This is a genomic window from Sporosarcina sp. Marseille-Q4943, from assembly GCF_943736995.1.
Taxonomy (GTDB): Bacteria; Bacillota; Bacilli; order Bacillales_A; family Planococcaceae; genus Sporosarcina.
In genome coordinates this window covers 1,808,340-1,831,627 of sequence record NZ_OX031157.1, presented here as the reverse complement: position 1 = coordinate 1,831,627, position 23,288 = coordinate 1,808,340, and the positions used below count along the sequence as shown (strand labels likewise).

Annotated in this window: 21 protein-coding genes; 9 read left to right on the top strand and 12 right to left on the bottom strand. The window is 44.1% G+C overall.

Annotated features, from left to right (window positions below):
• Nucleotides 1–96 precede the first annotated feature (96 nt).
• The gene (gene splB, locus NIT04_RS18235) at nucleotides 97–1,125 is read left to right on the top strand and encodes a spore photoproduct lyase (protein WP_252505152.1); all 1,029 of its coding nucleotides are present in this window, start codon (nucleotides 97–99) and stop codon (nucleotides 1,123–1,125) included.
• Between the two features lie 81 nt (nucleotides 1,126–1,206).
• Here splB and NIT04_RS18230 read toward each other — a convergent pair whose 3' ends face one another.
• The 3 genes from NIT04_RS18230 to NIT04_RS18220 form a co-directional block, all read right to left on the bottom strand.
• Nucleotides 1,207–2,544 (bottom strand): CitMHS family transporter, encoded by a 1,338-nt coding sequence (locus NIT04_RS18230; protein ID WP_252504919.1) that lies wholly within the window; start codon nucleotides 2,542–2,544, stop codon nucleotides 1,207–1,209.
• A gap of 210 nt (nucleotides 2,545–2,754) precedes the next feature.
• Entirely contained in the window at nucleotides 2,755–3,462 is a 708-nt protein-coding gene (locus NIT04_RS18225) for a response regulator (RefSeq protein WP_252504918.1), read from the bottom strand.
• Nucleotides 3,455–5,119 (bottom strand): sensor histidine kinase, encoded by a 1,665-nt coding sequence (locus tag NIT04_RS18220; RefSeq protein ID WP_252504917.1) that lies wholly within the window; start codon nucleotides 5,117–5,119, stop codon nucleotides 3,455–3,457. Before NIT04_RS18220 ends, NIT04_RS18225 begins: the two co-directional genes overlap by 8 nt.
• A 183-nt stretch (nucleotides 5,120–5,302) precedes the next feature.
• On the opposite strand from NIT04_RS18220, the gene NIT04_RS18215 reads away from it, so the two are divergent.
• Nucleotides 5,303–7,687, top strand: a complete 2,385-nt coding sequence (locus NIT04_RS18215; RefSeq protein WP_252504916.1) for a polyprenyl synthetase family protein — start codon at nucleotides 5,303–5,305, stop codon at nucleotides 7,685–7,687.
• A 190-nt stretch (nucleotides 7,688–7,877) separates the two neighbouring features.
• Here the strand turns inward: NIT04_RS18215 and NIT04_RS18210 are convergent, their stop codons facing one another.
• Entirely contained in the window at nucleotides 7,878–8,879 is a 1,002-nt protein-coding gene (locus NIT04_RS18210) for an alpha/beta hydrolase (protein ID WP_252504915.1), read from the bottom strand.
• Nucleotides 8,880–9,111: 232 nt separating this feature from the next.
• Entirely contained in the window at nucleotides 9,112–9,813 is a 702-nt protein-coding gene (locus NIT04_RS18205) for a YjjG family noncanonical pyrimidine nucleotidase (protein WP_252504914.1), read from the bottom strand.
• Nucleotides 9,814–10,225: 412 nt separating this feature from the next.
• On the opposite strand from NIT04_RS18205, the gene NIT04_RS18200 reads away from it, so the two are divergent.
• Nucleotides 10,226–11,878 (top strand): malate:quinone oxidoreductase, encoded by a 1,653-nt coding sequence (locus NIT04_RS18200; RefSeq protein WP_252504913.1) that lies wholly within the window; start codon nucleotides 10,226–10,228, stop codon nucleotides 11,876–11,878.
• Between the two features lie 51 nt (nucleotides 11,879–11,929).
• On the opposite strand, the gene NIT04_RS18195 is transcribed toward NIT04_RS18200, so the two are convergent.
• Entirely contained in the window at nucleotides 11,930–12,373 is a 444-nt protein-coding gene (locus NIT04_RS18195) for an N-acetyltransferase (RefSeq protein ID WP_252504912.1), read from the bottom strand.
• Between the two features lie 209 nt (nucleotides 12,374–12,582).
• On the opposite strand from NIT04_RS18195, the gene NIT04_RS18190 reads away from it, so the two are divergent.
• Genes NIT04_RS18190 through NIT04_RS18180 form a run of 3 tightly spaced genes read left to right on the top strand, consistent with a single transcriptional unit; the run spans nucleotide 12,583 to nucleotide 14,828 of the window.
• Nucleotides 12,583–13,332, top strand: a complete 750-nt coding sequence (locus NIT04_RS18190; protein ID WP_252504911.1) for a methionine ABC transporter ATP-binding protein — start codon at nucleotides 12,583–12,585, stop codon at nucleotides 13,330–13,332.
• On the top strand, nucleotides 13,325–13,987 hold the full coding sequence (locus NIT04_RS18185) for a methionine ABC transporter permease (protein ID WP_252504910.1): 663 nt from the start codon (nucleotides 13,325–13,327) through the stop codon (nucleotides 13,985–13,987). Before NIT04_RS18190 ends, NIT04_RS18185 begins: the two co-directional genes overlap by 8 nt.
• 13 nt (nucleotides 13,988–14,000) lie before the next feature.
• A complete protein-coding gene (locus NIT04_RS18180) occupies nucleotides 14,001–14,828 on the top strand; it encodes a MetQ/NlpA family ABC transporter substrate-binding protein (RefSeq protein ID WP_252504909.1) in 828 nt (275 codons plus the stop codon).
• Between the two features lie 47 nt (nucleotides 14,829–14,875).
• On the opposite strand, the gene NIT04_RS18175 is transcribed toward NIT04_RS18180, so the two are convergent.
• The gene (locus NIT04_RS18175) at nucleotides 14,876–16,276 is read right to left on the bottom strand and encodes a cytosine permease (protein ID WP_252505151.1); all 1,401 of its coding nucleotides are present in this window, start codon (nucleotides 16,274–16,276) and stop codon (nucleotides 14,876–14,878) included.
• 215 nt (nucleotides 16,277–16,491) lie between these two features.
• On the bottom strand, nucleotides 16,492–16,980 hold the full coding sequence (locus NIT04_RS18170) for a DUF1648 domain-containing protein (protein ID WP_252504908.1): 489 nt from the start codon (nucleotides 16,978–16,980) through the stop codon (nucleotides 16,492–16,494).
• Nucleotides 16,981–17,145: 165 nt separating this feature from the next.
• On the opposite strand from NIT04_RS18170, the gene NIT04_RS18165 reads away from it, so the two are divergent.
• On the top strand, nucleotides 17,146–17,457 hold the full coding sequence (locus NIT04_RS18165; protein WP_252504907.1) for a DUF378 domain-containing protein: 312 nt from the start codon (nucleotides 17,146–17,148) through the stop codon (nucleotides 17,455–17,457).
• 18 nt (nucleotides 17,458–17,475) lie between these two features.
• Here NIT04_RS18165 and NIT04_RS18160 read toward each other — a convergent pair whose 3' ends face one another.
• Complete coding sequence (locus NIT04_RS18160) at nucleotides 17,476–18,072, bottom strand: hypothetical protein (protein ID WP_252504906.1); 597 nt, start codon at nucleotides 18,070–18,072, stop codon at nucleotides 17,476–17,478.
• 148 nt (nucleotides 18,073–18,220) lie between these two features.
• Here NIT04_RS18160 and NIT04_RS18155 point away from each other — a divergent pair, with 148 nt between their 5' ends.
• Nucleotides 18,221–18,931: a GNAT family N-acetyltransferase gene (locus tag NIT04_RS18155; protein ID WP_252504905.1), complete on the top strand. Its 711-nt coding sequence runs from the start codon at nucleotides 18,221–18,223 to the stop codon at nucleotides 18,929–18,931.
• 92 nt (nucleotides 18,932–19,023) lie between these two features.
• Nucleotides 19,024–19,971, top strand: coding sequence for a Gfo/Idh/MocA family protein (locus NIT04_RS18150; RefSeq protein WP_252504904.1), 948 nt, complete (start codon nucleotides 19,024–19,026; stop codon nucleotides 19,969–19,971).
• Between the two features lie 91 nt (nucleotides 19,972–20,062).
• Here NIT04_RS18150 and NIT04_RS18145 read toward each other — a convergent pair whose 3' ends face one another.
• The 3 genes from NIT04_RS18145 to NIT04_RS18135 form a co-directional block, all read right to left on the bottom strand.
• Nucleotides 20,063–21,487 (bottom strand): S-layer homology domain-containing protein, encoded by a 1,425-nt coding sequence (locus NIT04_RS18145; protein WP_252504903.1) that lies wholly within the window; start codon nucleotides 21,485–21,487, stop codon nucleotides 20,063–20,065.
• A 119-nt stretch (nucleotides 21,488–21,606) separates the two neighbouring features.
• Nucleotides 21,607–22,629, bottom strand: coding sequence for a DUF4179 domain-containing protein (locus NIT04_RS18140; RefSeq protein ID WP_252504902.1), 1,023 nt, complete (start codon nucleotides 22,627–22,629; stop codon nucleotides 21,607–21,609).
• Nucleotides 22,604–23,152, bottom strand: a complete 549-nt coding sequence (locus NIT04_RS18135) for a sigma-70 family RNA polymerase sigma factor (RefSeq protein ID WP_252504901.1) — start codon at nucleotides 23,150–23,152, stop codon at nucleotides 22,604–22,606. The genes NIT04_RS18140 and NIT04_RS18135 overlap by 26 nt, the downstream gene beginning before the upstream one ends.
• Between the last annotated feature and the right edge of the window lie 136 nt (nucleotides 23,153–23,288).

Here is a 23,288-nt window from a genome sequence, read left to right as displayed (position 1 = left end):
AAGTACTTTTTCATAATTTCTTGTCCTTAAGACAAGCTAAGGAAAAAGAGAAAGGTGATCACATGGATAACCAACATGGATCAGGTCGTGCAAAGCATGAATAAACCCTTCACACCACAGCTTGTCTATTTTGAACCAAATGCATTGGATTATCCGCTTGGAAAAGAATTGAAAGAGAAGTTCGAGAAGATGGGAATCGAAATTCGGTTCACGACTTCGCACAATCAGATCCGGGATTTGCCCGGTGAGACAGATGCACAGAAGTATCGGATTGCAAAATCGACGTTAGTCGTCGGAATTCGAAAAACGTTGAAGTTCGATACATCAAAACCGTCAGCGGAGTATGCAATTCCCTTGGCGACAGGGTGCATGGGACATTGCCATTATTGTTATCTCCAGACGACAATGGGAACTAAACCGTATATCCGCACGTACGTGAACGTGGAAGAGATCCTCGAAGCCGCTGACAACTATATTGAAGAACGGGCGCCTGAAATTACGAGGTTCGAGGCAGCCTGTACATCGGATATTGTAGGGATTGATCATCTGACCCATTCATTGAAAAGAGCTATTGAACATTTCGGTCAAACGGAACTGGGCAGGCTCCGGTTTGTGACCAAGTTCCATTACGTGGACCATTTGCTTGACGCGAAGCATAATGGTCACACGCGATTCCGTTTCAGTGTCAATGCCGATTACGTCATAAAAAACTTCGAGCCGGGAACCTCTCCTTTGGCGAAGCGTATCGAGGCGGCGGGGAAGGTGGCAAGAGCAGGCTACCCACTCGGCTTTATCGTCGCGCCAATTTACATTCACGAAGGCTGGGAGGAAGGGTATCGGCATCTGTTTGAGCGTCTCGATGAAGAGTTGCCACAGGATGCCCGCGAAGATATCACCTTTGAATTCATTCAGCATCGATTTACGAAGCCGGCGAAAAGAGTCATCGAGAAGAACTACCCGAAGACAAAACTCGAGTTGGATGAAGAGAAGAGACGCTATAAATGGGGGAAGTACGGCATCGGCAAATATATTTATCAGAAAGACGAAGAGGATGAATTGAAGGATCGTTTATACAGCTATATGGAAAAGTACTTTCCAAACGCCAAAATAGAATATTTCACGTGAAACAAATTGAGTAGCACAAAAGAACAAAAAAGTATCAGCACACTCCGAAAGTTTCGGGAGAGGCTGATACTTTTTTTAAAATTAAATTACAATTACGCCCAGTAATACTGCAATGACTAAAAGGACAATGCTCAGCCCCCACATCATCATGAAGGAATAACGGATATGTTTCCCCATTTCCAATCCAGCGAGCCCTAGCGCCAACCATAGAGCAGGAGATAACGGACTGACAAATGTACCGATAATGTTTCCGATGATCATGGCGTATGCAGTGGAAAGCGATGGAACACCAAATGTGAGAGCAACCTGGTCAATAACCGGCAACAGTGCAAAATAGTATGCGTCCGTGCTTAATAGCAAGTCGAAAGGTACGCCGAATACCCCGATGATGATATGCAAATATGGAGCAACGAATGCCGGTAAAACTGTCACGAGATCGGTAGCAATCGAAGTCAGCATATTTGTGCCGTTCAAAATTCCTAAGAAAGATCCAGCCGCCAATATAATTGTGGCCATCATAATTCCGCCTGGCGCATGCTCTTTAATGCGCGCCATTTGGTCTTGAACTTTCGGGAAGTTGAGTGGTAATGCAATACTGACACCGATCATAAAGGCAAAACCTGCGGGAATAATGCCCCACACGAGAACGCCGATAACTGCAATAGCGAGGAGGGCGTTGATCCAAAGAAGTTTTGGGCGCTTTAGATCATTCTCTTCTGCAACGGTAGCCGCCAATTGTGCTTCAGCATATGCATCATCAGAAATTCCTTCTTCCAACGCCTCTTCGCCCAGTGAAGCCTTTTTCGCAATCAAACGTTTCTCGCGATAGCCTAAAGTGACGGCAATAATAATTAATAAAACAATACCGATAATTTGAATCTGAATGAGCGGCCTCCAAAGCTCTGAAACATCCACATCCAATACAGAAGCCGTTCGTCCAAGCGGACCAGCCCACGGCACCATATTCATAATGGCGGCAGCTGTTCCGACAAGCATCAGGAGCAAATATGGATTCATTCTCAACCGTTTGTACAAAGGCAGCAATGCCGGTATTGTAATGAGGAATGTCGATGCGCCTGAACCGTCCAAATGTGCGATTGCGGCAATGATAACAGTTGCAACGGCAACTGCAATGACATTTCCACGGGAAATTGCAATCATTTTATTAATGAGTGGGTCGAATAGACCGACGTCTTGCATGATTCCGAAAAATAAAATTGCAAAGATGAACATGATGGCAACGCTTGCAACTTTAGTTGTACCTTCCGTGAAAAACACGCCAATTTCATCGAAACTGAAGCCTGCAGCAAATGCCCCTGCAACTGGCACTAACACGAGTCCGACAATGGGAGAAACTTTCCCGCTAATGAGTAGAGCTACAATAATGACAATTGTTATCAAACCTATAATACTTAGCATATTGTCTCCTTTCCGTTGAGCCGAATTGCACTCATGCAAGAGAGGGCTAATATTTATGTAAGCGGATACATATTTAATAGTACAAGTACCGCTATACAAAAAACAACCTCTCTATTTCAAAATATTCTATAGTTAGAAATCTATCATAGAGAGGTTATAAGTATAAGGTTATTCAATTAAAAACACTATTGGGTGTTCTGGTCGTTTTGTTCATTTTGTCCACGGTATGTATTTTCGTTCGGGACGGCCGATATCTCCGTACTTCAACTGGGCATCTGCTTCTTTTATGGACACTAAATATTCTAGATACCGCCTGGCGGTCGATCTGCTCACACCTACTTTGCTTCCGGCATCTAAAGCCGTAATACCGGACTCATCACTCTCATGTAGAATCATTTTTATTTTTTCCAATGTGAGTTGATCGATTCCCTTCGGCAACCTTTCATCATTGTCTTGTAATGGAGGTGCGGTTATTTGCAAACCTGTCAGGAGATCGATTTCCTCTTGCATGAGCTCTGTTTTTGTCGTCAAAAGATGCTTTTGCTTCCGATAGCCCACAAAGGTCCGTTCGAATCGGTCGAAGTCCACCGGTTTCACGATGTAATCGAAGATTCCTCCACGCAACGTTTCCGCAATCGTCTCCACTTCCTTTGCAGCCGTCATCATAATGACATCGATTTCCGTAAACTCGGTTCTTAACGTCCAAAACAGCTCCAATCCTTGGACATCCGGAATATAAACATCTAACAATATAAGCTGCGGCAAATTTTCGGTGCTGCGTAAGTAAGTGAGTGCTTCCTCGCCCGTCTTTGCAACGTAAGTCACAACAAATCCTTCCACGCGATTGACAAATTGACGATTAATGTCTGCAATCCGAAAGTCATCCTCAATAATCAATACTTGAATCGACTCAAGCATTCGATGTCCCCCTCTCATCCGCATCTTTAGGTATGGATAGCACAAAGCTTGCACCGCCGAGATCCCCTTCTTCCAAATAGAGGTTTCCGTTCACTTCCTCGATAAGTTGCTTTGTTAGCGCCAACCCAAAACCTCTATGTTCGCCTTCCTTTAATGTAAATCCTTGTTCGAAGATCTTATTCACATACTCGTCGGGAACCCCTTCGCCTGTATCGTCTATTTCAAATATGATCTCCTTTCCGATATCGGTAAAGAAGATCGCTATTTTCCGATCATCTGAGGAATTTTTTTTCACGGCGTCCATCGCATTATCAATCAAATTCCCGATGGCAGTTAACAAGGCCTCACTTTGCTTATCTCTTAAATGCGTTCCCAGTATGCTATCTTCTTGGATTGTAATAGCTATCCCTAATTCACTTCCTTGATTGATCTTGCCGAGCAACAGGCCGCTCACCTTCGGGTCGGACACCTTCTGAATGAGCAGACGAATCCAGTTTTTTTGCAGTGAACTTTCCCGCTGGATATAGCGAAGCGCTTCTTCTTTTTTATCGAGTTGCAATAAACCAAGGATCGTATAGAGCTTGTTCGAAAACTCATGTGTTTGGGCTCGCAACGCATTTGTATATTGCTTAATCGATGTCAATTCCTTTGTTAATAAATCAATTTCCGTTTTATTCCGGAATGTAAATACCGTTCCGACTAACGAGTCATTGTAGTAGATAGGAGATTTATTAGCAAAAACAATCGTTTTGCCGATCATCATCTCTTGATCGATGCGCTCATTTTCGTCTTGAAGAAAAGGGAGCAATTGTTGTGCAGGCACGAGGTCTCGGAGCGGCGTTCCTATATATTGTTCAGGATGAATGACCTGATTGAACAATAAATGTTGTGCCGCAGAATTGATCATCGTAATCATGCCACTTTGATTTACAGCGATAATGCCTTCATGGGTTGATTGTAGAATCGTCTCTTTTTGGTAAAATAAATGTGCAATTTCCTCCGGTTCCAAGCCGAATAATACTTTTTTTATATACGATGCAATTAGAATGGCGCCAATTACAGCTACTGAAGCGATAGGTACTAAGACTAGCCATAAGTGATTATTATAAGATTTTATTATCGATTGGATATCTGTCGCTAAAAATCCGACCGATACGACTCCGACAATGTTTCCGTCCAAATACACGGGGACTTTGGCGCGAACTGAGCTGCCCAATGATCCGACTGCTTGGGAGACATACGACTCGCCATATACTAAAGCCCTTCCATTGTCTTCCCCGACCATTTTCTTTCCGATTTTAGTAGTATCAGGATGTGCATACCGAATTTCTTCCGTATTGCCGATGACAATAAATTCAGCTTTAGTGGCCTTTTGAATCGGCGCAACAAGTGGATTGATAATGGAAGCGGGGTCTTCATGTCCAAATGCTTCGGCCAGTTCAGGAATGTTCGCCACACTTTCCGCGACACTAAGCGCGCGATTCCCGACTTCTTCTTTCAGCGTGACAGAGATGAAATGATCTATGTATAGTCCAATCACCGAAATAATTGCAATAATAAGGGCGCCTATTAATAAAATCATTTTCATTCTGAAACTGATGATGATGTTTGGCTTCAGATGTGGATTTTTAGCACGCCTAGTATGTTTTTGAAACATGTTCGCAACTCCTCGCTATGCAATTCCTTCCAATCATAATCGTAATCCCGTTAATATGTTAGTATTTGTTTAGGTTTGCCACACTTAATTGCAAAGTGAGGCAAATCATTCAGACAACGCTATTCCATTGCATATAGTAGATTTCACAGGCACTTAAAAAACATGAAGTAGAGGTAATGTAGTATGAATGACAAGTTACAAAAAGATGCCGATGCAAGTTATCGGCTTGCTGAGAACGAAGCTGTCGAATATTTTACATCGCTAACCGGACAGCTCGCAAACAAGATTTATGCTACTACCTTAACGAAAGATATTCAAAATTGGAAACAGAATCATATTCATCATAATACATTTCTAACATTGTTTTCGTCGCGAAAGGGCAAATCCGATTTGCAGGGGTACGCCAATTATATACAATGGCTTGATTACACTGGAAAACTCGATAATTACTTAGAGCGGAGCATCTCCTATATATTCTTGCGGGACTTGGGCAAATCCTTGGATTCATCTCAAACACAGAACAGGATTCGCCTTGTAGTTGACGATATAAAAGAACTTCTTCCACTTTCCACGGCAACCGGCAATGGAGGCAAAACGGAGATGTTCAGCATGGCCGGATTGTATCGTTGGGCTCAAAAAGAAGGCGTTGAGTCGACGATGATTTGGTTGATGAACAAACTGAAGATTGTTTCCTCCAATATTCCTAAAGGGATGAATTCTGAAGAGGCGAAACGTAAACTGATTAAAATCATTGCTGGCGTCATCTTGCACCAGATTGAAGAGATGGGCGGTGAGGAAACGGCCGAAGAACGTACCCGGAAGTTGGATGAAGCGATAAGACTCGGCTACTCGTATGGTCTGACCTATCCATTTATTGATGATCTTTTGGATTCAAATGTCTTATCCGATGAAGAGAAAAGACAATATTCCGACTTGATACGAACGACGCTTGTTACGGGAGTCGTGCCTGAACTTGGGGCATGGAGTGGAAATAATAAAGGTTTAATTAATTATATCCATTCAGAGCTGCGTGAAGCTTTTTCGTATATTCAGGCGTGTCGGCGGCAGGAGACAGGAGATAACTTCTTTGAGCAATCGTATGTGTTCTTTCATTCCCAAGAAGTGGACCGTGAAAAAGATTTGTTAAACGATAAATATACGAATGAAGAGCTTTACATTCCGATTATCTTAAAATCAGCTTCTTCCCGCTTAATTGTCCGCTCGGTGCTGAGTGCCGAAGAGGATAACGGGTTTGACAACCGAACATTTTTTTACGGCATTTACAACCAGCTGGCCGATGATTTCGCAGATATGTTTGATGACTTGGAAGCTGGCGCGGTTACTCCATACACCTACTACATGAAATACCACCACATGCGTCCAGATCTTATTAACCCATTTGAATTGTACTGGACGGTCATCTCCAATTTGATTCATAACGTGTATCATTCGGACACGAAGACGCGAGACGTCATTCTGAACCGTGCAATCAATGGTTTGAAACGATATAAAGAGCGAATGGGAGACAAAAAATATAATGAAGTGATGGAGCTGTTCGCGACCGGAAATCCATCATTCGATAGACTCATACAAAGGATGGTTCGAAAAGCGGACGACGTGGATTTCTTTGATAAACTGCTCCGGGATCATATTATCGCCAATTTCAAAGATGAACGGGAAGAACGGGAAGTCTTTAAAGATATGGTTGAAACGATGCGAAATGAGATCAACGATTTCTTACATATTCGCGAGAATGATAATGTTTCTATCATGGAAGAGCCGATCATGGATGCTGCAAATTACAGTCTTCAAGGTGACGGAAAGCGGCTTAGGCCAATTATGACTTGGGTTATGGGCGTTCACGAATATGGATTGGATCAGTCTGCAATCGTACCCTTACTGAAGTCATTGGAATATATGCACACGGCTTCCCTGATCTTCGATGACTTGCCGTCCCAAGACAATTCGTCCATCCGCAGGGGACGTCCAACGTTGCATCATATGTATAATACCGCTACTGCTGAATTAGCTGGTCTTTATCTGACACAAAAAGCGGTTGAGGAACAAGCGTCACTCAAACATTTTGACCCCGAAGCAGTGCTCCGACTGATTCAATATTCGGCTGGAAAGACGACGGATATGTGTTTAGGCCAGGCGATGGATTTAAATTCCAAAGGCAAGCAATTGACGTTGGAACAGCTAAACACGATGTGCTTTTACAAAACGGGCATCGCCTTCGAGGCCTCCCTCGTCATGCCTGCAATTCTTGCGGGGAAACAGGAAGACGAACTGGAAGCATTAAAACGGTTTGCCTATCATGCCGGCATCGCTTTTCAAATCAAGGATGACTTGCTTGACGTCGAAGGCGACTTGGCATCACTCGGAAAGCCAACCGGAAAAGACGCCGAAAACAACAATTCAACCTTCGTATCGATCCTCGGTGCTGAAGGCGCCCGAAAAGCAATGTGGGACCACTACTGCACCGCAATGGAAACCTTGCTAGAAATGCAACACAAAACGCCCTACCTAAAACACTTCCTGAACTACATCGTGAACCGGGACAGCTGAGTTGTCAGAATCTTTTCGGTGCCTGTGCAGCAAACTATTCAGACTATGCACTACAATTGTATAAATAAAAAATAAAACCCACTCATCTCAGAGTTGGGTTTTATTGTCGTTGTATTTTAATGCAAAGCCTTGAATAGTCATAAATGTGCCTTGCACAGGCACCCATACAATTTGCACAGGCACCATACAATTAATTATGATAGGATTCAGCAAGGGTTCGGCCGTTTCGTTCTTGGACTTGGTCAACGACGTGCTGAATCGCTTCTATTACGTACTCGGGCCGTGGCATTTGGAGACTATGTCCCTTTCGATCACTCGTCTTATGGATATGGTTCGTTGACCGGGAGGCAAGTTCTCTTTGCATCTCCGTCCAGTGGGCACCGAACCCGGGATTATTGACGACAGCGATTGGAAGGTCACCGAATTGAGGCTTTTCCATACTGTTTTGTAATTGATTCGCAGCTGCCTCCAAATGCGCCCATGCACCCTTAAATTCCAATCCAGCTGTCTTTTCGGCAAAGATACTGTAGACATTCCCTTTCCATAGCCTATATTCTTCTGCGTCCAGCTGGCGTTTGTAATAGGAAAGTTCATTGCCGAACATCGGAATGACACCCAAAACGTCACCGAGGAACCGTGGAATCCCGAACGGGGAGACCAGCCTCATTGTCTTCAGCATAACACCGATAATTGCAAAGCCTTGCTTGAACTTTACGTCTTCCTTCAGTGACTCATGCGTTGAATCTAATAACACGAGACCAGCCACCTGGTTCGGATACTTCAAAGCGTACAGTCGGGCAATAAGCCCCCCTAATGAATGACCGACAAGTACATAAGGTCCCTGGCCTCCAGCCGTCTCCAGCAGGTTCTGAAGTTCTATGACGGTATGGTCGGGGGTCGGCACGGGACCGAGGTCACTTGAACCCATGCCTGCACGGTCATAGGTAATGACCCTCGTAAACTTGGATATTTCTTTGCGAACATGCATCCATGAATAAGAGCAATCGCCCGCACCATGAAGGATGACGATTGTAGGCGCACCTTTACCGTCATCCGTTGTATGGAGACGATAGCCGCCGACATCAATCAATTCACCCGGATATGGTCTTTCCGCATCCCTGCGCCGTGATAATTTTTCGTATATGAATCCGATTAATAGTAAACCCGCCAATACAATTATTCCGATTAACAACTTCCTCCCTGCTTTCTCAATAAATTCAATTCATCGTGAGGAATAATATGAAGAATGATCTTGTTGTATGAGAATTCTCCTGAATGTTTGAATGGGAAGGAATCAAAAGTTGGAGAGGGTTTCGTATTTCTTGGCAATAAATCATGAATTCTAGCGACGGTGGCAACGCGTCGAGTAAATTGCCTTAAGCCGGCACTCTATGAAGAAAGAAAATAAAAAACGATCGCATCCTTTAACTGGACGCGATCGTTTGAGTGCCAATGAACTGGAAATCTTTCCAATCATGAATTTCATACGTAGGCTGAGCCAAGCCGTTATTCTCTTTCCGCTTCGGATTGTACCAGCACGTATCAATGCCGAAGTTGTTGCCTCCTCGAATATCCGAAGAAAGCGAGTCCCCGATCATCAAGACACGGGATTTGTCCTTGATTTGCAACTGTTTAAATACATGCTCGAAGATTTCTCGTTGTGGCTTTTGGAAACCAATCTCTTCAGACGTGAAGATTGCTTCGAATACGCCGGATAAACCGGAAGCGGCGATACGGGCCAATTGAACGTCTTTGAAACCATTTGTCAAAACTGCGAGCCTCGCGCCCTTAAGGGAATGAAGCATTGATGCCACTCCCTCGATCAAGTGGACCTCTTTCCCTAAGTGATCCAAGTACAATTGGCCGAACTGCTCTGCATCCATTTCAAGACCATGTTCAAGGAACAATCGTCTGAACCGCTCCGTCTTCAGCTCCGCAAGCGTTATTCTACCTTGCTCCAAGTCTTCCCAAAGCACCGTGCTGACTGCCCGGTACGTATCCCTAAAATCCGCTAATGCATTCGGGAAACCGTGCGTAGTGAACACATTCGTAAACGCATTTTTTTCTGTCTCACCGAAGTCCATCAACGTATCATCCAAGTCGAATAAAAACACATCGTAGTTCATTCTCACATCTCCTGACTGACGTAAAGCTGTATAGCTAGTATAACACTATTACTTACATTCAAAAACGGTGCCTGTGCAGCAAACAATTCTGACTATGCACTACAATTGCATAAAGAAAATAGAGAGTCCAATCATCTCGGAGTTAGATTTTCTTTGGGTAGTATTTTCATTCAACGTATTGAATAGTCATAAATGTGCCTTACACAGGCACCCAAACAATTCAAAAAACGATTCACCTAAACAATTAAACAATTTTGCATATAGAGGGATGTAGACAAATAATTATGATATAATATATGAGGTTATTATTAACAGAAAAGGTGTGTTCCTAGCTCGCGTCTTGTCTTGTTGTGACGCCTAAGAAGGAGCGTCTACATCCTTTCTGCAAATTTAGGGTATAAGGATGATAAAAATGAGCAACGGAGAAACAAAAACAGACGTCATCTTAATTGGCGCCGGAATCATGAGTGCAACTTTGGGAACAATGTTGAAGGAATTGGCACCGGACTGGAATATTACAGTGTTTGAGAAGCTCCCGGGCGCAGGTGAAGAAAGTTCCAATGAATGGAATAATGCAGGGACAGGACATGCTGCACTGTGCGAGCTCAATTACACCAATGAAAAACCAGACGGAACTTTAGATATTAGCAAAGCGATAAAAGTTAACGAACAGTTTCAGCTTTCTATGCAATTTTGGTCTTATCTTGTGAACAATCAACTCATCAGTAATCCAGAAGATTTTATCATGCCATTGCCGCATATGAGCTACGTGCATGGGGAAGACAACGTGAAGTTTTTGAAAAAGCGTTTTGAAGCACTTTCCAATAATCCGCTGTTCGAGGGGATGGAATTCTCCGATGATCCGGAGAAATTGAAGGAATGGCTTCCTCTCATGATGAAAGACCGGACTGTGAATGAACCGATTGCAGCGACAAAGATCGATACTGGAACGGACGTCAATTTTGGCGCTTTGACACGCATGCTATTTGATCATTTGAAGAATAATAATGTAAATATAAACTACAACCATAGTGTAAATCATTTGAAACGTACAGCTGATGGTTCATGGGAATTGAAAGTGAAAAACCTCGAGAGCGGAGTTGTTGAGCGACATACCGCGAAATTCGTCTTTATCGGTGCTGGTGGGGGAAGTTTGCATCTTCTGCAAAAGTCCGGCATTCCTGAAGGAAAGCATATCGGGGGCTTTCCGGTGAGCGGACTCTTCCTAGTGTGTAAAAATCCGGAAGTTGTCGAGCAGCATCACGCGAAAGTATACGGAAAAGCTTCGGTAGGTGCTCCACCGATGTCCGTTCCGCATCTCGATACAAGATACATTGATAATGAAAAATCATTGCTCTTCGGACCGTTCGCCGGCTTCTCGCCGAAGTTCCTGAAAACGGGTTCCAATTTGGACCTCATCACTTCTGTGAAACCTAGCAACGTCTTTACGATGTTGGCAGCAGGTGCGAAAGAAATGGCGTTGACGAAATACTTGATACAGCAACTGATGTTATCGAAGGAACAGCGGATTGAAGAGCTGCGCAGCTTCATCCCAAGCGCGAAAAGCGAGGATTGGGATATTGTCGTAGCCGGGCAACGTGTCCAAGTTATCAAAGACACGGAAGCGGGCGGCAAAGGGACGCTTCAATTCGGCACGGAAGTCGTCAGTGCTTCTGACGGCTCGATCGCCGCATTGCTCGGTGCATCACCAGGTGCTTCGACAGCTGTTCACGTCATGCTGGAAATCATTAATAGATGCTTCCCGCAACATGTACAAGAGTGGGAACCAAAACTAAAAGAAATGATTCCTTCTTACGGCTTGTCGCTCGTCAACAACCCTGAACTCTTAAAGGAAATCCATGCGACAACTGCACAGTCGCTTGGTCTGGAATTGCCTGGCGAAGCGGAATCATCGGATGTAGAAACAGAAGCATTGGAAGAAGAGGTTTCTGTTGTTGTTGAAACCGGGGAGACGGAGCAAGATGCCGCCTTGGGAGTAGACCGGGAAGTACCAAACGTAGACGATACGTTAGTTGTAGAATCAGAGCCACAGACAAAAGAATAACATAAGAAAGCTGACTCGGTAGAATTGTGCCGTAGTCAGCTTTTTGCATGTTCAGAATGTATAGCGGGCCACTTGTTCTCCGCTAATCATGAGCCCATCGATTTCCTTGAATCCCATTTTTTCATAAATGCGTTTTGCATGTTCATTCGACGGTTCATAAGAAAGCGTAATCGTTTGATGGCGATCTTCTTTTATCGCTTTAATATCGTCTATTACAAGTTGGATCGCTTCTTTTCCATACCCTTGCCCCTGATGTTTTTGATCGATCATCATCCGGTACATCCAGTATTCATGATCGTCTTCATCAATTCCGTAAAGCGCAAAACCGATCATTTCCTCGCCGAGATAGATTCCTTTGGAATGGAAGTTTTCAAGGAAATTCAACTGGGCTAGCGACACCGCGTTTGACGCGACAAAATTGACTTGATCCTCCCGTACACGAAGCGAAATGGCCTTCACCCAATTGTCTTTCGTAATCGTCTCCAAATGCAACATGATCATCTCCCCTTTACCTAAATTATAATCGATGATCATGCAATCTTAGAAGCCTCATAATTAATAAATACGCGACTTTTTCGATAGCTAAGGTCCTGTCTGAAATTAACAATAATATTATGCTAATGATAATATGACAACCTAGGCAGAATAGGCTATAATATTAAATGTCGCAATCACCCTTCAAATCTAAAAAAGGGGATTTTTTTATGATTAAATTACATAATGTGAACAAAAGTTTTATGCGTTTTCAGGCTATTCAATCAGTCTCCTTGTCGATAGGGAAAGGCGAAATCCATGGGATTATCGGGGCGAGCGGCGCAGGCAAATCGACCCTTCTGCGTCTGATGAATTTGCTGGAAGTCCCTGATGATGGGGAAGTGGCGGTCAATGGGCAGACGCTGACAAATTTGAACGGCAAACAGCTCCGGCAATCAAGAAAATTAATCGGAATGATATTCCAACATTTTAATCTAGTGGCGAATAAAACGGTGTATGACAATGTGGTGGTTTCATTGGAGCTGGCAAAGTTTCCGAAGAAAGACCGACGTGCCCGAGTGGAGGAATGTCTTCAGTTTGTGGGGTTGGATAGTTTCAAGGATAAGTACCCATCCCAATTGAGTGGCGGGCAAAAGCAACGTGTCGCAATCGCAAGGGCATTGGCGAACAATCCGCAAGTTCTGTTATGCGACGAGCCTACATCATCTCTCGACCCGAACACTACCGCTGAAATTTTAGCTGTGCTGGAAAATGTGAATCGGAGCTTCGGAGTGACGATCGTCATTGTTAGTCACGAGATGGAAGTGATCAAAAGCATTTGCAACCGAGTCTCTGTCCTGAATGAAGGAAAGGTCTACGATACGGTTTCCATTGAGCCGAAAGGGATTGGAATGAAGGAGAATAGCCCGAGGTTCTTTGTGGAACAGCTAACAAAGGACGGTGAAATGAACGATGCCTGATATTTTGCTTCAATATGAAGCCGAGATTTGGCGTTCGATCGGGGAGACCTTCATAATGGTCGGCGTATCAATTGCTGCAGCCGTATTAGTCGGACTTCCTATTGGAACATTGCTCTTTTTGTGCAGGAAAGGGCAGGTGTATGAGAACCCGATTGTCTTTTCCGTATTGAATTTACTAGTAAATATCATCCGGTCCTTCCCGTTCCTCTTATTAGTTGTCTTCCTCATCCCTTTCACGAGGATGCTCATCGGGACAGCCATCGGGACAACGGCCGCAACGGTACCCTTGTCGATCATAGCCATTGCGCACTATTCACGGCTCGTTGAACAGTCGTTAGTTGATGTGCCGAGAGGCGTAATGGAAGCGGCAATTGCAATGGGGGCATCGGTCAGGCAAGTCATTTTTAAATTCCTTTTTGTCGAAGCTCGTTCAGGACTCGTGTTAGGATTAACGACGTCGATCATCAGCTTCATTTCATATTCGACGATAATGGGCGTAGTCGGTGGCGGCGGCATCGGTGACTTTGCAATCCGGTACGGTTATCAGCAATTCAAAACGGATTTGATGATGTACATGATAATCATAATGGTCATACTGGTACAGCTCATCCAATTTACGGGAACGACTGTATCAAGAATGATAGATAAACGATAATAGGAGGAACAACATGAGAAAACTACTTATGCTAACGGCATTGCTAATGGTTTTATTAGCGGGCTGCGGCAAGGATAAAGCAGCGGACACCCCTGCTGAGGAACAAAAGAAAGATGAAACAGTGACATTGAAAGTCGCTTCATTGATTCCACCTATGACAGAAATTCTTGAGCTTGTGAAACCGAAGCTCGCTGAGGAAGGAATTGACTTGGAAGTTGTCGTATTAGGCGACAATGTCCAGCCGAACAGTGCACTTGCAGCGAAAGAAGTGGACGCGAATTTCTTCCAGCACGTTCCGTACATGGAGGAATTCAACCGCAACAATAATGCAAACCTAGTTCCGGTTACACCGATCTATTTTGCGAATTACGGAGTGTACTCGAAAGACTTCGATTCAATGGATGAACTTCCTGAAGGTGCAGTCATCGCAATGGCGAACGATGTTTCTAACATCGACCGTTCCCTGTCATTGCTCGCCCAGCACGAAGTCATTACATTAGGTGAAAAGAAAGACACGTATTATACGCAAGCGGATATTATCGACAACCCGAAAAATTATAAGTTCGAAGAAGTCGATTTGCTAATGCTTGCACGTATGTATGATGACGCGGACGCGGTCGTCATGACTCCGGCATATGCAGCGCCTCTCGGATTGACGCCGAAGAGCGACGCGTTGCTTACGGAAGGAGTCGAAAATGACTTTGCGATCACATTGGTGGCACGCGAAGACAATAAGGATTGGGAGCCGATTCAAAAATTGGCTGAAGCAATGACAAGCCCGGACGTACGCAAGTTTCTAGAAGAGAACTATGACGAAACCGCAATACCTGCGTTTGAATAAAGGATAAAAGAAGCCATGCCCACTCAAGCGGGCATGGCTTCTGTCGTTCATCGTTTCAGTTTGTCCTCTTCGACAATATGAGGTGGTTCGCTTACCAAATAATACTGGCCTTTCGTTATGATCGCAACGATGACCGTCAAAATAGCGGCAAGCACTGCGGCGAAAAACGCAGCTGTCGATTGGAGGAACAATCCCATATAACCAAGTGCGGCAACTGTGCCGAGTACACTGGAAATAAGAAGGGAAACAACGCCGACAGGATTCCACTTATATAAATATTCTTGTGTCGCAACATAATAATTCGGTCCGATTTTCAACCATTTTTTTACGACTAGCGCATCCGTCACCAAGATGGACGCCCATGCAAATAGGAAGACACCTTGGAATGTCATGACCGTTGCGAGGTGGTCTACAATACCGCCGAGCATTAAAGCAATCGCCGTCAATGCGGAGACAACGACCCAAAATCGTCGGCCGGGGGTGAAACGGAAGATATTTTCAAAGAAGTTTGACAAGGAGAGTGAACTACTATAAATATTTGTGACATTAATACGTAATTGCGTCAACATGGTAAATAACGCACCACCGATTCCTAGCAGCAGTACAATATAAACGCCTGGATCTGACTCTAAATAACGGACGCCGAACCAGATGCCTAATCCTCCCATAACGCCATAACAAAAGATTTGAGGAATGAACCCGATTGCTAAAGATCCGATTTTAATATCTTTAGGGCGTAAAAAGCGGGCATAATCAGAAGCGAGAAGAGCGGTTAAGCCCATAATCCCATTATGCATGCCGATACAGAACAGCAGCGCGGTTCCGCCGAGCTGGACTCCTTCTGGCATGTAAGAGAAAACAGGACCTGTGTAAATAGCAGGTTTGATAAAAGAAACGACAATTGCAGTGATCAAAAAGAGGATAAAAATAGGCAATGACCATTTTTGCAGCTTGTCCAGTTGTTGAATTCCAAACCAGTTAAGAGGAATAACAATGAGTCCAAATACGAGGATTAAAATCCATTTCGGAAAGGAAGGTAAAAAATGATGTACAGCCGATATGAGAATCAGGCCTTCGAAGGCACAATACATAATAAAATTCGATGCGTAAATGAGTGATGTCAACGATGCTCCAATATAGCCAAAGCCGCCGCCCCTAGATAGGAGGTTCACATTCATGCCGGTTTTCGCCGATAAATACACAATGACTGTACCGAGTATTCCTGCCACGATAATCGCGTATCCTGCGGATAGAAGAGCATTGGGAGCTCCGAATTGCAGAGCCATCACACTTCCCATCTGAAAGTAAAAAATCGCTGTAGCGATACCAAACGTTATGTTCGTAATGCTAAGCCAGCCAGCCTTTCGTTCCTCACGAGGGACCCGGTCCAAGGAATAATCCCGGACGACCTCTTCCTTCGTTTCATCTTGCAAATTAGTTTGTTCTATTGACAATACATTTCAGCTCCTTAGTTGTAAAGCACCTACTCCTTCTGCCTTAAGGCAAATTATAGTCAAACTTCTTTTATTAATGCGCACCCCTTCATTTTATCAAAAAGTAATAGAAAAACCAAGCGTTTCGCTGATTGAAAGTCATTGTTAATGTGAAAATTTCAGTTGGGAAATGACATGGGCTTTGCTAAAAAACTATAAAAACAAAACAATTATTTAAATGAACGAATGATGAAGAAAACCATCGACCCGAAAATGATGATAAGAAAAATAGGCAAAAAAGCGACGCTTAGAGAGTCGATTTTTCCTATAGCGACTTGCTCAGTTTTATATGTCAGAAACGTAAAAAGCAGGACACATTCATTTTTCAGGACATTCATGAGCATCCGCGAATTTTTATATTGGAACTCGATATTGCTGTCATTCAACTTCCGGTAATTATGCAATTCGGGATGCTTCTCCAAAAATGTCATGAAAACAGCTAAAAAGGCAGCAATGACCGGCAACAGGATGAGCTCCCATTTCGATCCCCAACGATTCACCTCGCCCGATGCGTTATAATGGGCAGGCACTTGGTCGGGAAGTTGGCTCCAAATGACAATCGTGTAGATGATGCCAGCTAAATAGACGGCTGCCGTTACAATGTCCAGCGATTTTTCAAACAAAGTTTTCGGGATGTCCAATACAGGCTTATTGTTCATTTTTCACACTCCTTTATACTTTCATTTACGGTTATTCCGGCCGAAAGTTTCAACGTTTGAATAGAGCATAAAGGCAATTGGTTATTTTTGGAGTCGTTTCTCGTGTATGAAAATCCTCATTTAGCAAAAGATAATCATAATTGTTTATATGAGGAGGAATATGAAATGGGAGCGCTTCGACGCATTGCATTAGCATTAGTTATTATTGGAGCATTGAATTGGGGACTAATCGCTTTTTTCCAATTTGACTTGGTCGCATCAATATTTGGCGGACAGGACGCATTTTTGGCGAGGGTAGTATATGCACTTGTAGCAATTAGCGGTTTGATTTGCTTAGGACTTTTATTCAAACCGGATGAGGATAGTGAAGTGGTAACAAACCGGCGTCGTAATTCCAGCCCGGCTTTGAATACTGAGTTCGGTGAAGAACCGGACTTCACGAAAGAACGAAAGTTAGCTGACAAAGACGAACAATAAAATGAAGTGACAGTCAACCTACGAACGTGGGGGACTGTCACTCTTTTTTTCCTCCTCAATAATTTCTTCAATTTTTTCCATTTGCTCCTGAACTTCTTCTTCAACGTCTGTCGTGGCGGGAATGAAAGGTTCATCATTATAATCGATCCGTTTTCCATAGCGAAGCATTTCGTATAAGATCATCCCATTGTTCGGTTTTCCATTCACAGTGAACATCGGGACGGAATCCAGCAGTACAAAGTAAAATACATAAAAGATAAATCGTTCAAAAAAGGTTCTGTAGTTTTCCAAAAATCCATTTGCCAGCAATACGTTTATCGCAAGTGCTAAGACAAGATTTATAAGGATTGGGCCTGCATAAATACATATATATGCAAACCTGTTGTCTCTTTTTAATGAATCAAAAGAAAACCAACTATACATGTGATAATATTTCCGGATGTCAAATATGCCGATTTTTTTTAATCTCGGACCTGATCCAATTGTCAGCCTTGGATTTTTGACCCCGAACATGGCACTTATGATGAGGTAGCCGGATTCCCTCAGGAATGAGACAACTGGCAAAATGATAAAGGCGGAAATAATCAGCGAAACTAAATCAGCAAGTCCAAACATAGTAGTCCTTTCTTATAACATTAAATTTGCTCCTCTACTCCACGTACCCGAAGGATGGGGAGTTGAATCTTTGAAAAGCAGAAGGAATCTATGTATGTCTTGGCGAAACTTCATAAAGTTGGAAACGGGATAAAAGGAGAATGAAAGAGTGGAATTATTTAATCGAATTGAGAAGGATAATGAATATTGGCTTGTTGATCAAGTGAAGGTCGAGGGGATTACCGGCCAGGAATACTTAGGGGCGTTCAGTCGTTTGCTTGAGAGATGGAAGGGGAATCGGGTCGGTTATTTGTCGTTATTAATGGATGCGTCCTATGAGAAGTGGCTGTTCGAAGAGGGCTTCCGGAAAGTATCGACGATTGTGGAATATACGCGAGCGCTGAATGAGAAGTTTCCGGTTGAGCCTGGAATTTCAATGGAAGCTTTGGCAGCTGGGAGGATCGGTGATTCCGATTTCGCGAAACTGTATGAACGTTGCCGCAGCGGATCCGCGAATAAAAATAAGCTGTTCACAATTGAGCAGGTGATGGAATCCTTGGAAAATGAGCTCGGTCAGGAATGGAGGGCGCGCTGTTTCATCTTTTGGAAATCCGACGAGCCTATCGGTTTGAGCATCCCAATGATCGAGCAAGGAACTGTCGATGAAGGTCGGTTGTTTTATTTCGGCGTCGTTCCTGAATGGCGAGGGAAAGGGTACGGGGCTATGTTTCACCGGATTTCGCTCAACTTGCTGCAGGAGTTTGGCGCGAAGACTTACGTCGGCAGTACCGACGAGGCGAATCAGCATATGATCCGTATTTTTGAACAGAACGATTGCCGAATGCGGGACCGGAAAGGGATTTACCGGATTGATAGGTGAAAAGTTCACGTTTTCTCCTGAAGAGTTCTCGTTAGAGGATTAAATGACAGTCCGTCTCGCCTAATGTACGATAGAAAAAAGGGGGAATTTTCATGATACATATTGGAATTATCGGCTTGGGAGCCATTGGTCAACGGTTGATCAAACAATTCACGGAGCACGAAGGAGCCGCCGTCGTTGCTGTTTGTGATCAGCTGGAAACACTTGCAAAGGGAACAGCTGAAAAACTTGGCGGCTTAAAAGCCTACACAGACTATAAGCAGTTGCTTGCCAACGACGAAGTGGATCTCGTTTACGTGGCGGTGCCGCCGAAATTCCATCATTCGATTGTTATGGATGCCATCTGGGCAAAAAAGCATGTCTTATGCGAGAAGCCTTTAGCGAATTCATTGGAAGAGGCGAAAGAGATGGCTGATGCCGCAATGGATGCGGGCATTGTTCACGCCATGAACTTCCCGCTGAATTACAGCCAGGCAGCAACGAAGTTCGCTGAGCTGATTGATGGAAATTACGTAGGAAAGCTGCGTCGCCTCCAGCTCTCCATGCATTTTCCGGAATGGCCGCGTGCTTGGCAAAAAAATGACTGGGTCGGCGGGCGAGAGCAAGGTGGCTTTGTCCTCGAAGTCGGTGTCCATTTCATCCAACAGACGTTGAAGCTATTTGGCGATATCCATAATATCCAAACCCGGTTGGAATTTCCTGATGATTCGGTGCTATGCGAGACCGGCATTGTCGCCACGGCAGAGCTGGCAGATGGCACGCCAGTTTTGATTGAAGGAATAAGCGGGCTTGCTGGCAAAGAGCATATCGGATTTACCGCATACGGATCGGAAGGCGTCCTAACGCTAGAAAACTGGGGAGAATTAAGAGGAGGGAAAACAGGCGACGATCTGAAACCGATTTCCCTTGAAGAGGTGGCTCCACCGAGACTTATTGATGAACTGCTAAAAGCAGCGAATGGAGGAGAAGCCGAGCTCTATGATTTTGAGGTTGGTTATCAAGCCCAGAAGGTGTTGGAGGAATTAAGAAAAGAAAGGTAGAGGGGTTGCTCCCTCCTCCACCTTTTGTCACTTCTCTATTCGAAACCCTCGACATTCACTAAGGAATTTATTTTAGGTTAAGGGGTCCCTATCAATGGTATTTATCCGCCGGGGCAGCGATCACTTTAATAATGGAGCCTATTTTTTGGACATGTATGGTTAATTCTTCAATAGCACCTTTGCTGGCAGAGAATTTGACGTTGACCGTGCCTTCCGAGACACCTTTAATATGGAACTTGTTGGAGTCCTTGTCTCGTGTTACAACGGCAATCTTTTCGCTGCCTTCAGGAAGGACGTGTTTGCCGAGTTCAGCTGCCGATCCGCCGAGGTCGATTGTCAATTCCGGTTGTTCTTCAATCGTTTGAACGTCTAAATAGAAAGAAGTTTTATTAACCGAAGCTGAAATGCCATAGCGAACAACTTTTCCGTTTTCAAAATGTACAGTAGCAATGTATTCACCTGGCTCATCAATGAATAAGCAGGAGGAAACGGGTTGCGTAACGGTGTAGTTACAAGGCTTGAGCTTCACTTCTTCCTCGAGTATTACCCCTTCCATTGTGGCGAGTGAAATTTTCTTTATCTGCCCTGTAAGAAGTGATACTTCAGCCGGAAGAATGTCCTCCGATTGTTCTAATGTTAGTTTCAACTGTTCGTCCTCTTTCGTTACATGGACATAATACTTGCGATAGTTGTTAGATGAACCCTGGTCTCTCGGCCTCTCAATCAGAGAGAGTGTAGCAGTTCCTTCTTGCATTGGGACGAGTTGAATTTGCTTCCAAGTAAATTGCGTACTTCGAACAGCATGAATGATGTCGTCCGGTTCTTCATATGGAGTAAAGGTAAAGGTGTCCCAACCGAAGTCAGCTGCTTTAATAGTAATAATCGTCGCTTTTACTTTCTCAGTCTTGCTAATGAGCACAGCAGCCTGCGCTCTTGAAATCGGGGCATTCGGGCTGAATGTACTCGAAGAAGTCCCCGATGTGATCCCCAGTTTGTATAGAATGTTGATGTTTGTTTGGTGACTGCCAAGCCGTTGCGTATCCGTAAATGGATTTTCACTGCTGGTGTAAGTGTAGTGCGGAAGTTCAAAAGCCTTTACGAGAATAGAAGCCATCTGTGCCCGCGTTATTGAGTCGTTCGGTCCGAACCGACCATCTCCATATCCATTGATGACACCTGCATTGGCGAGTGCGGCAATCGCACCATAACTCCACTGGGAATGCGGCACATCCTTGAATCCAGGGTCCTTCACATTCTTCGTATCAAGGTTCCGCAACTTTGCAATAATGGCAGCAGCTTGTCCACGTGTGATGGAAGCAGCTGGCTTGAACGTCCCGTCTTCATACCCGCTAATAATATTCCGCTCTGCAAGCTCATAAACGGCATTCGCATAAGGCTTTGTCGTCGGTACATCCGTAAAGCTTCGCATACTCGCCGCATTGACCTGCTGGGAAACTAGCAAACTTCCCGCGATGGCAAACGCGCCTATGGACAATTTCAATTTTCGAATGAACATGAGATGCCTCCTTAGAATAGTTATAGAATTGCAAATATAATAACATAGAATGGTAGAAGATTACCAAGTTAACGGTGAAAAGACTGTCGCCCATATGGAGGGGCGACAGCCTATGCTTTTTACAAATCAATTTCAATATCTTCGAAGTAAATTATTTTTGCCCCGTCAATTGTGCTCACTGTCGCAAATGGATGGAAAATGAGTTTTGTCGCCAGCGGATCAATGTTATGGATGGTCGCACTCCATTGCAGATCCTCCCGAGTCCTGGCACCGCCCTCAGTAAACCCGCCGTTATAAGGAACTTCGTATTCATTCCCTAGGTCATCCGTCGCTTTCAGCTCTGCTTCGACGGCCGTCCAGTCATCTAGCAATGCAGGGTCGACCAATTGCTGATAATAAATATTGAAGGTTAACGGTGTCTTTCTCACTTCCTTGAATTGGATAGCAACACCTTCTTTTTCAACTTGCTTATTCAAAGTCAGCACTTCGGGTTCGATTAAAGGCAGGGAGAAGTTTAACTTCCAGTCGCCTTTCACCTCTTTTTTATCGCCAAGCAACTTTTTCGGCTCCCAGATGACATCCACCTTGTCGGGAGTGTCCGAAAACCGGGGAGTGATCGTCATAATGCCTACGTAGCCCAATCCTTTCACTTTCTCAAAGGAGGCGCCGGCATTTCCAGCGGACTCGCCCTCAACGGAAGGCCAGCCTTCAAAAAATATGGTTGAGCCATAATTTTTAGTTGTTTGTATCGTCACTGCCAAAGTGATGGTCGTCCCATCGAACACTCCTTGGTCGATATTGATTAATACGCCTTTATCTTCAGCAGTCCGGCCGACGTCGGTTGCAAGCTGTCCAAACTCTTTATAGGCCGGTTTACTCGTTGAACCGAAATAGTCGAATACATTCCCGATGACCGGCAGTTGGCTTATCATATTCGCCATCGCTGGATTCAACATTACCGTCCCGCCTAAAATACTAATTGCCAGTGTGGCGGCAAGTACATATCCGGCTCGCCTTTTGCCAGTCCTCTTACGGGGCGGTGCATCCCCTTTGAATGAATTCTCAATGATTGAATCCAGCTTCTCACTTGGTACAGGTATGGCTTCCATCGTGTCTTCAATAATTTTCGTTTCGTCTTTCATCCATATAAACTCCCTTCATTTTTGTTTTCAACAGGGCGAGACCCCTATGTAAGTTCGTTTTGACAGTTCCCTCAGGACATTCAAGTACATCTGCAATCTGCTTGATTGTGAAATCATAATAAAAACGTAAAACGATAACTGATTTGTACTTCTCATCCAATTCATAGAGGACACTGGTCAAATCCAGTTTTTCTTCGATCGAACTACTGACCTCTTCAATGACGTCGGGAATTGAATAATCCTCAAGTGTAACGACCTTTTTATTTTTGCGAATTTCCTTCAACGAAACATTAATGCAAATCCGTGTCACCCACGTGCTGAAATATGCCGGATTCCTTAATTGGTGTATGGATTCAATGACCTCCAATACGGTTTGCTGAAATACTTCCACTGCATCATGTTCATTTTTCATGTAAATGAATGCCATTTTATAGAGTTTGTCTTTCTCTTCTTTCAGAAGCAGTTGCAATGCGTTCTGATCGCCTTTGATTGCTTGCTTTACAAGTCTTTCCTTTTTCGGCATGGAATCACCACCTTCTATACATTAGGTGAATGGGATGGATAAAACGTTTCAAGTTTTGCGAGGAATGATTTATGGAGTAAGTGAAAGAAGGTCAAAATAACAAAAAAGACCCACCCAGGAGCCCGCAGAAGGATAG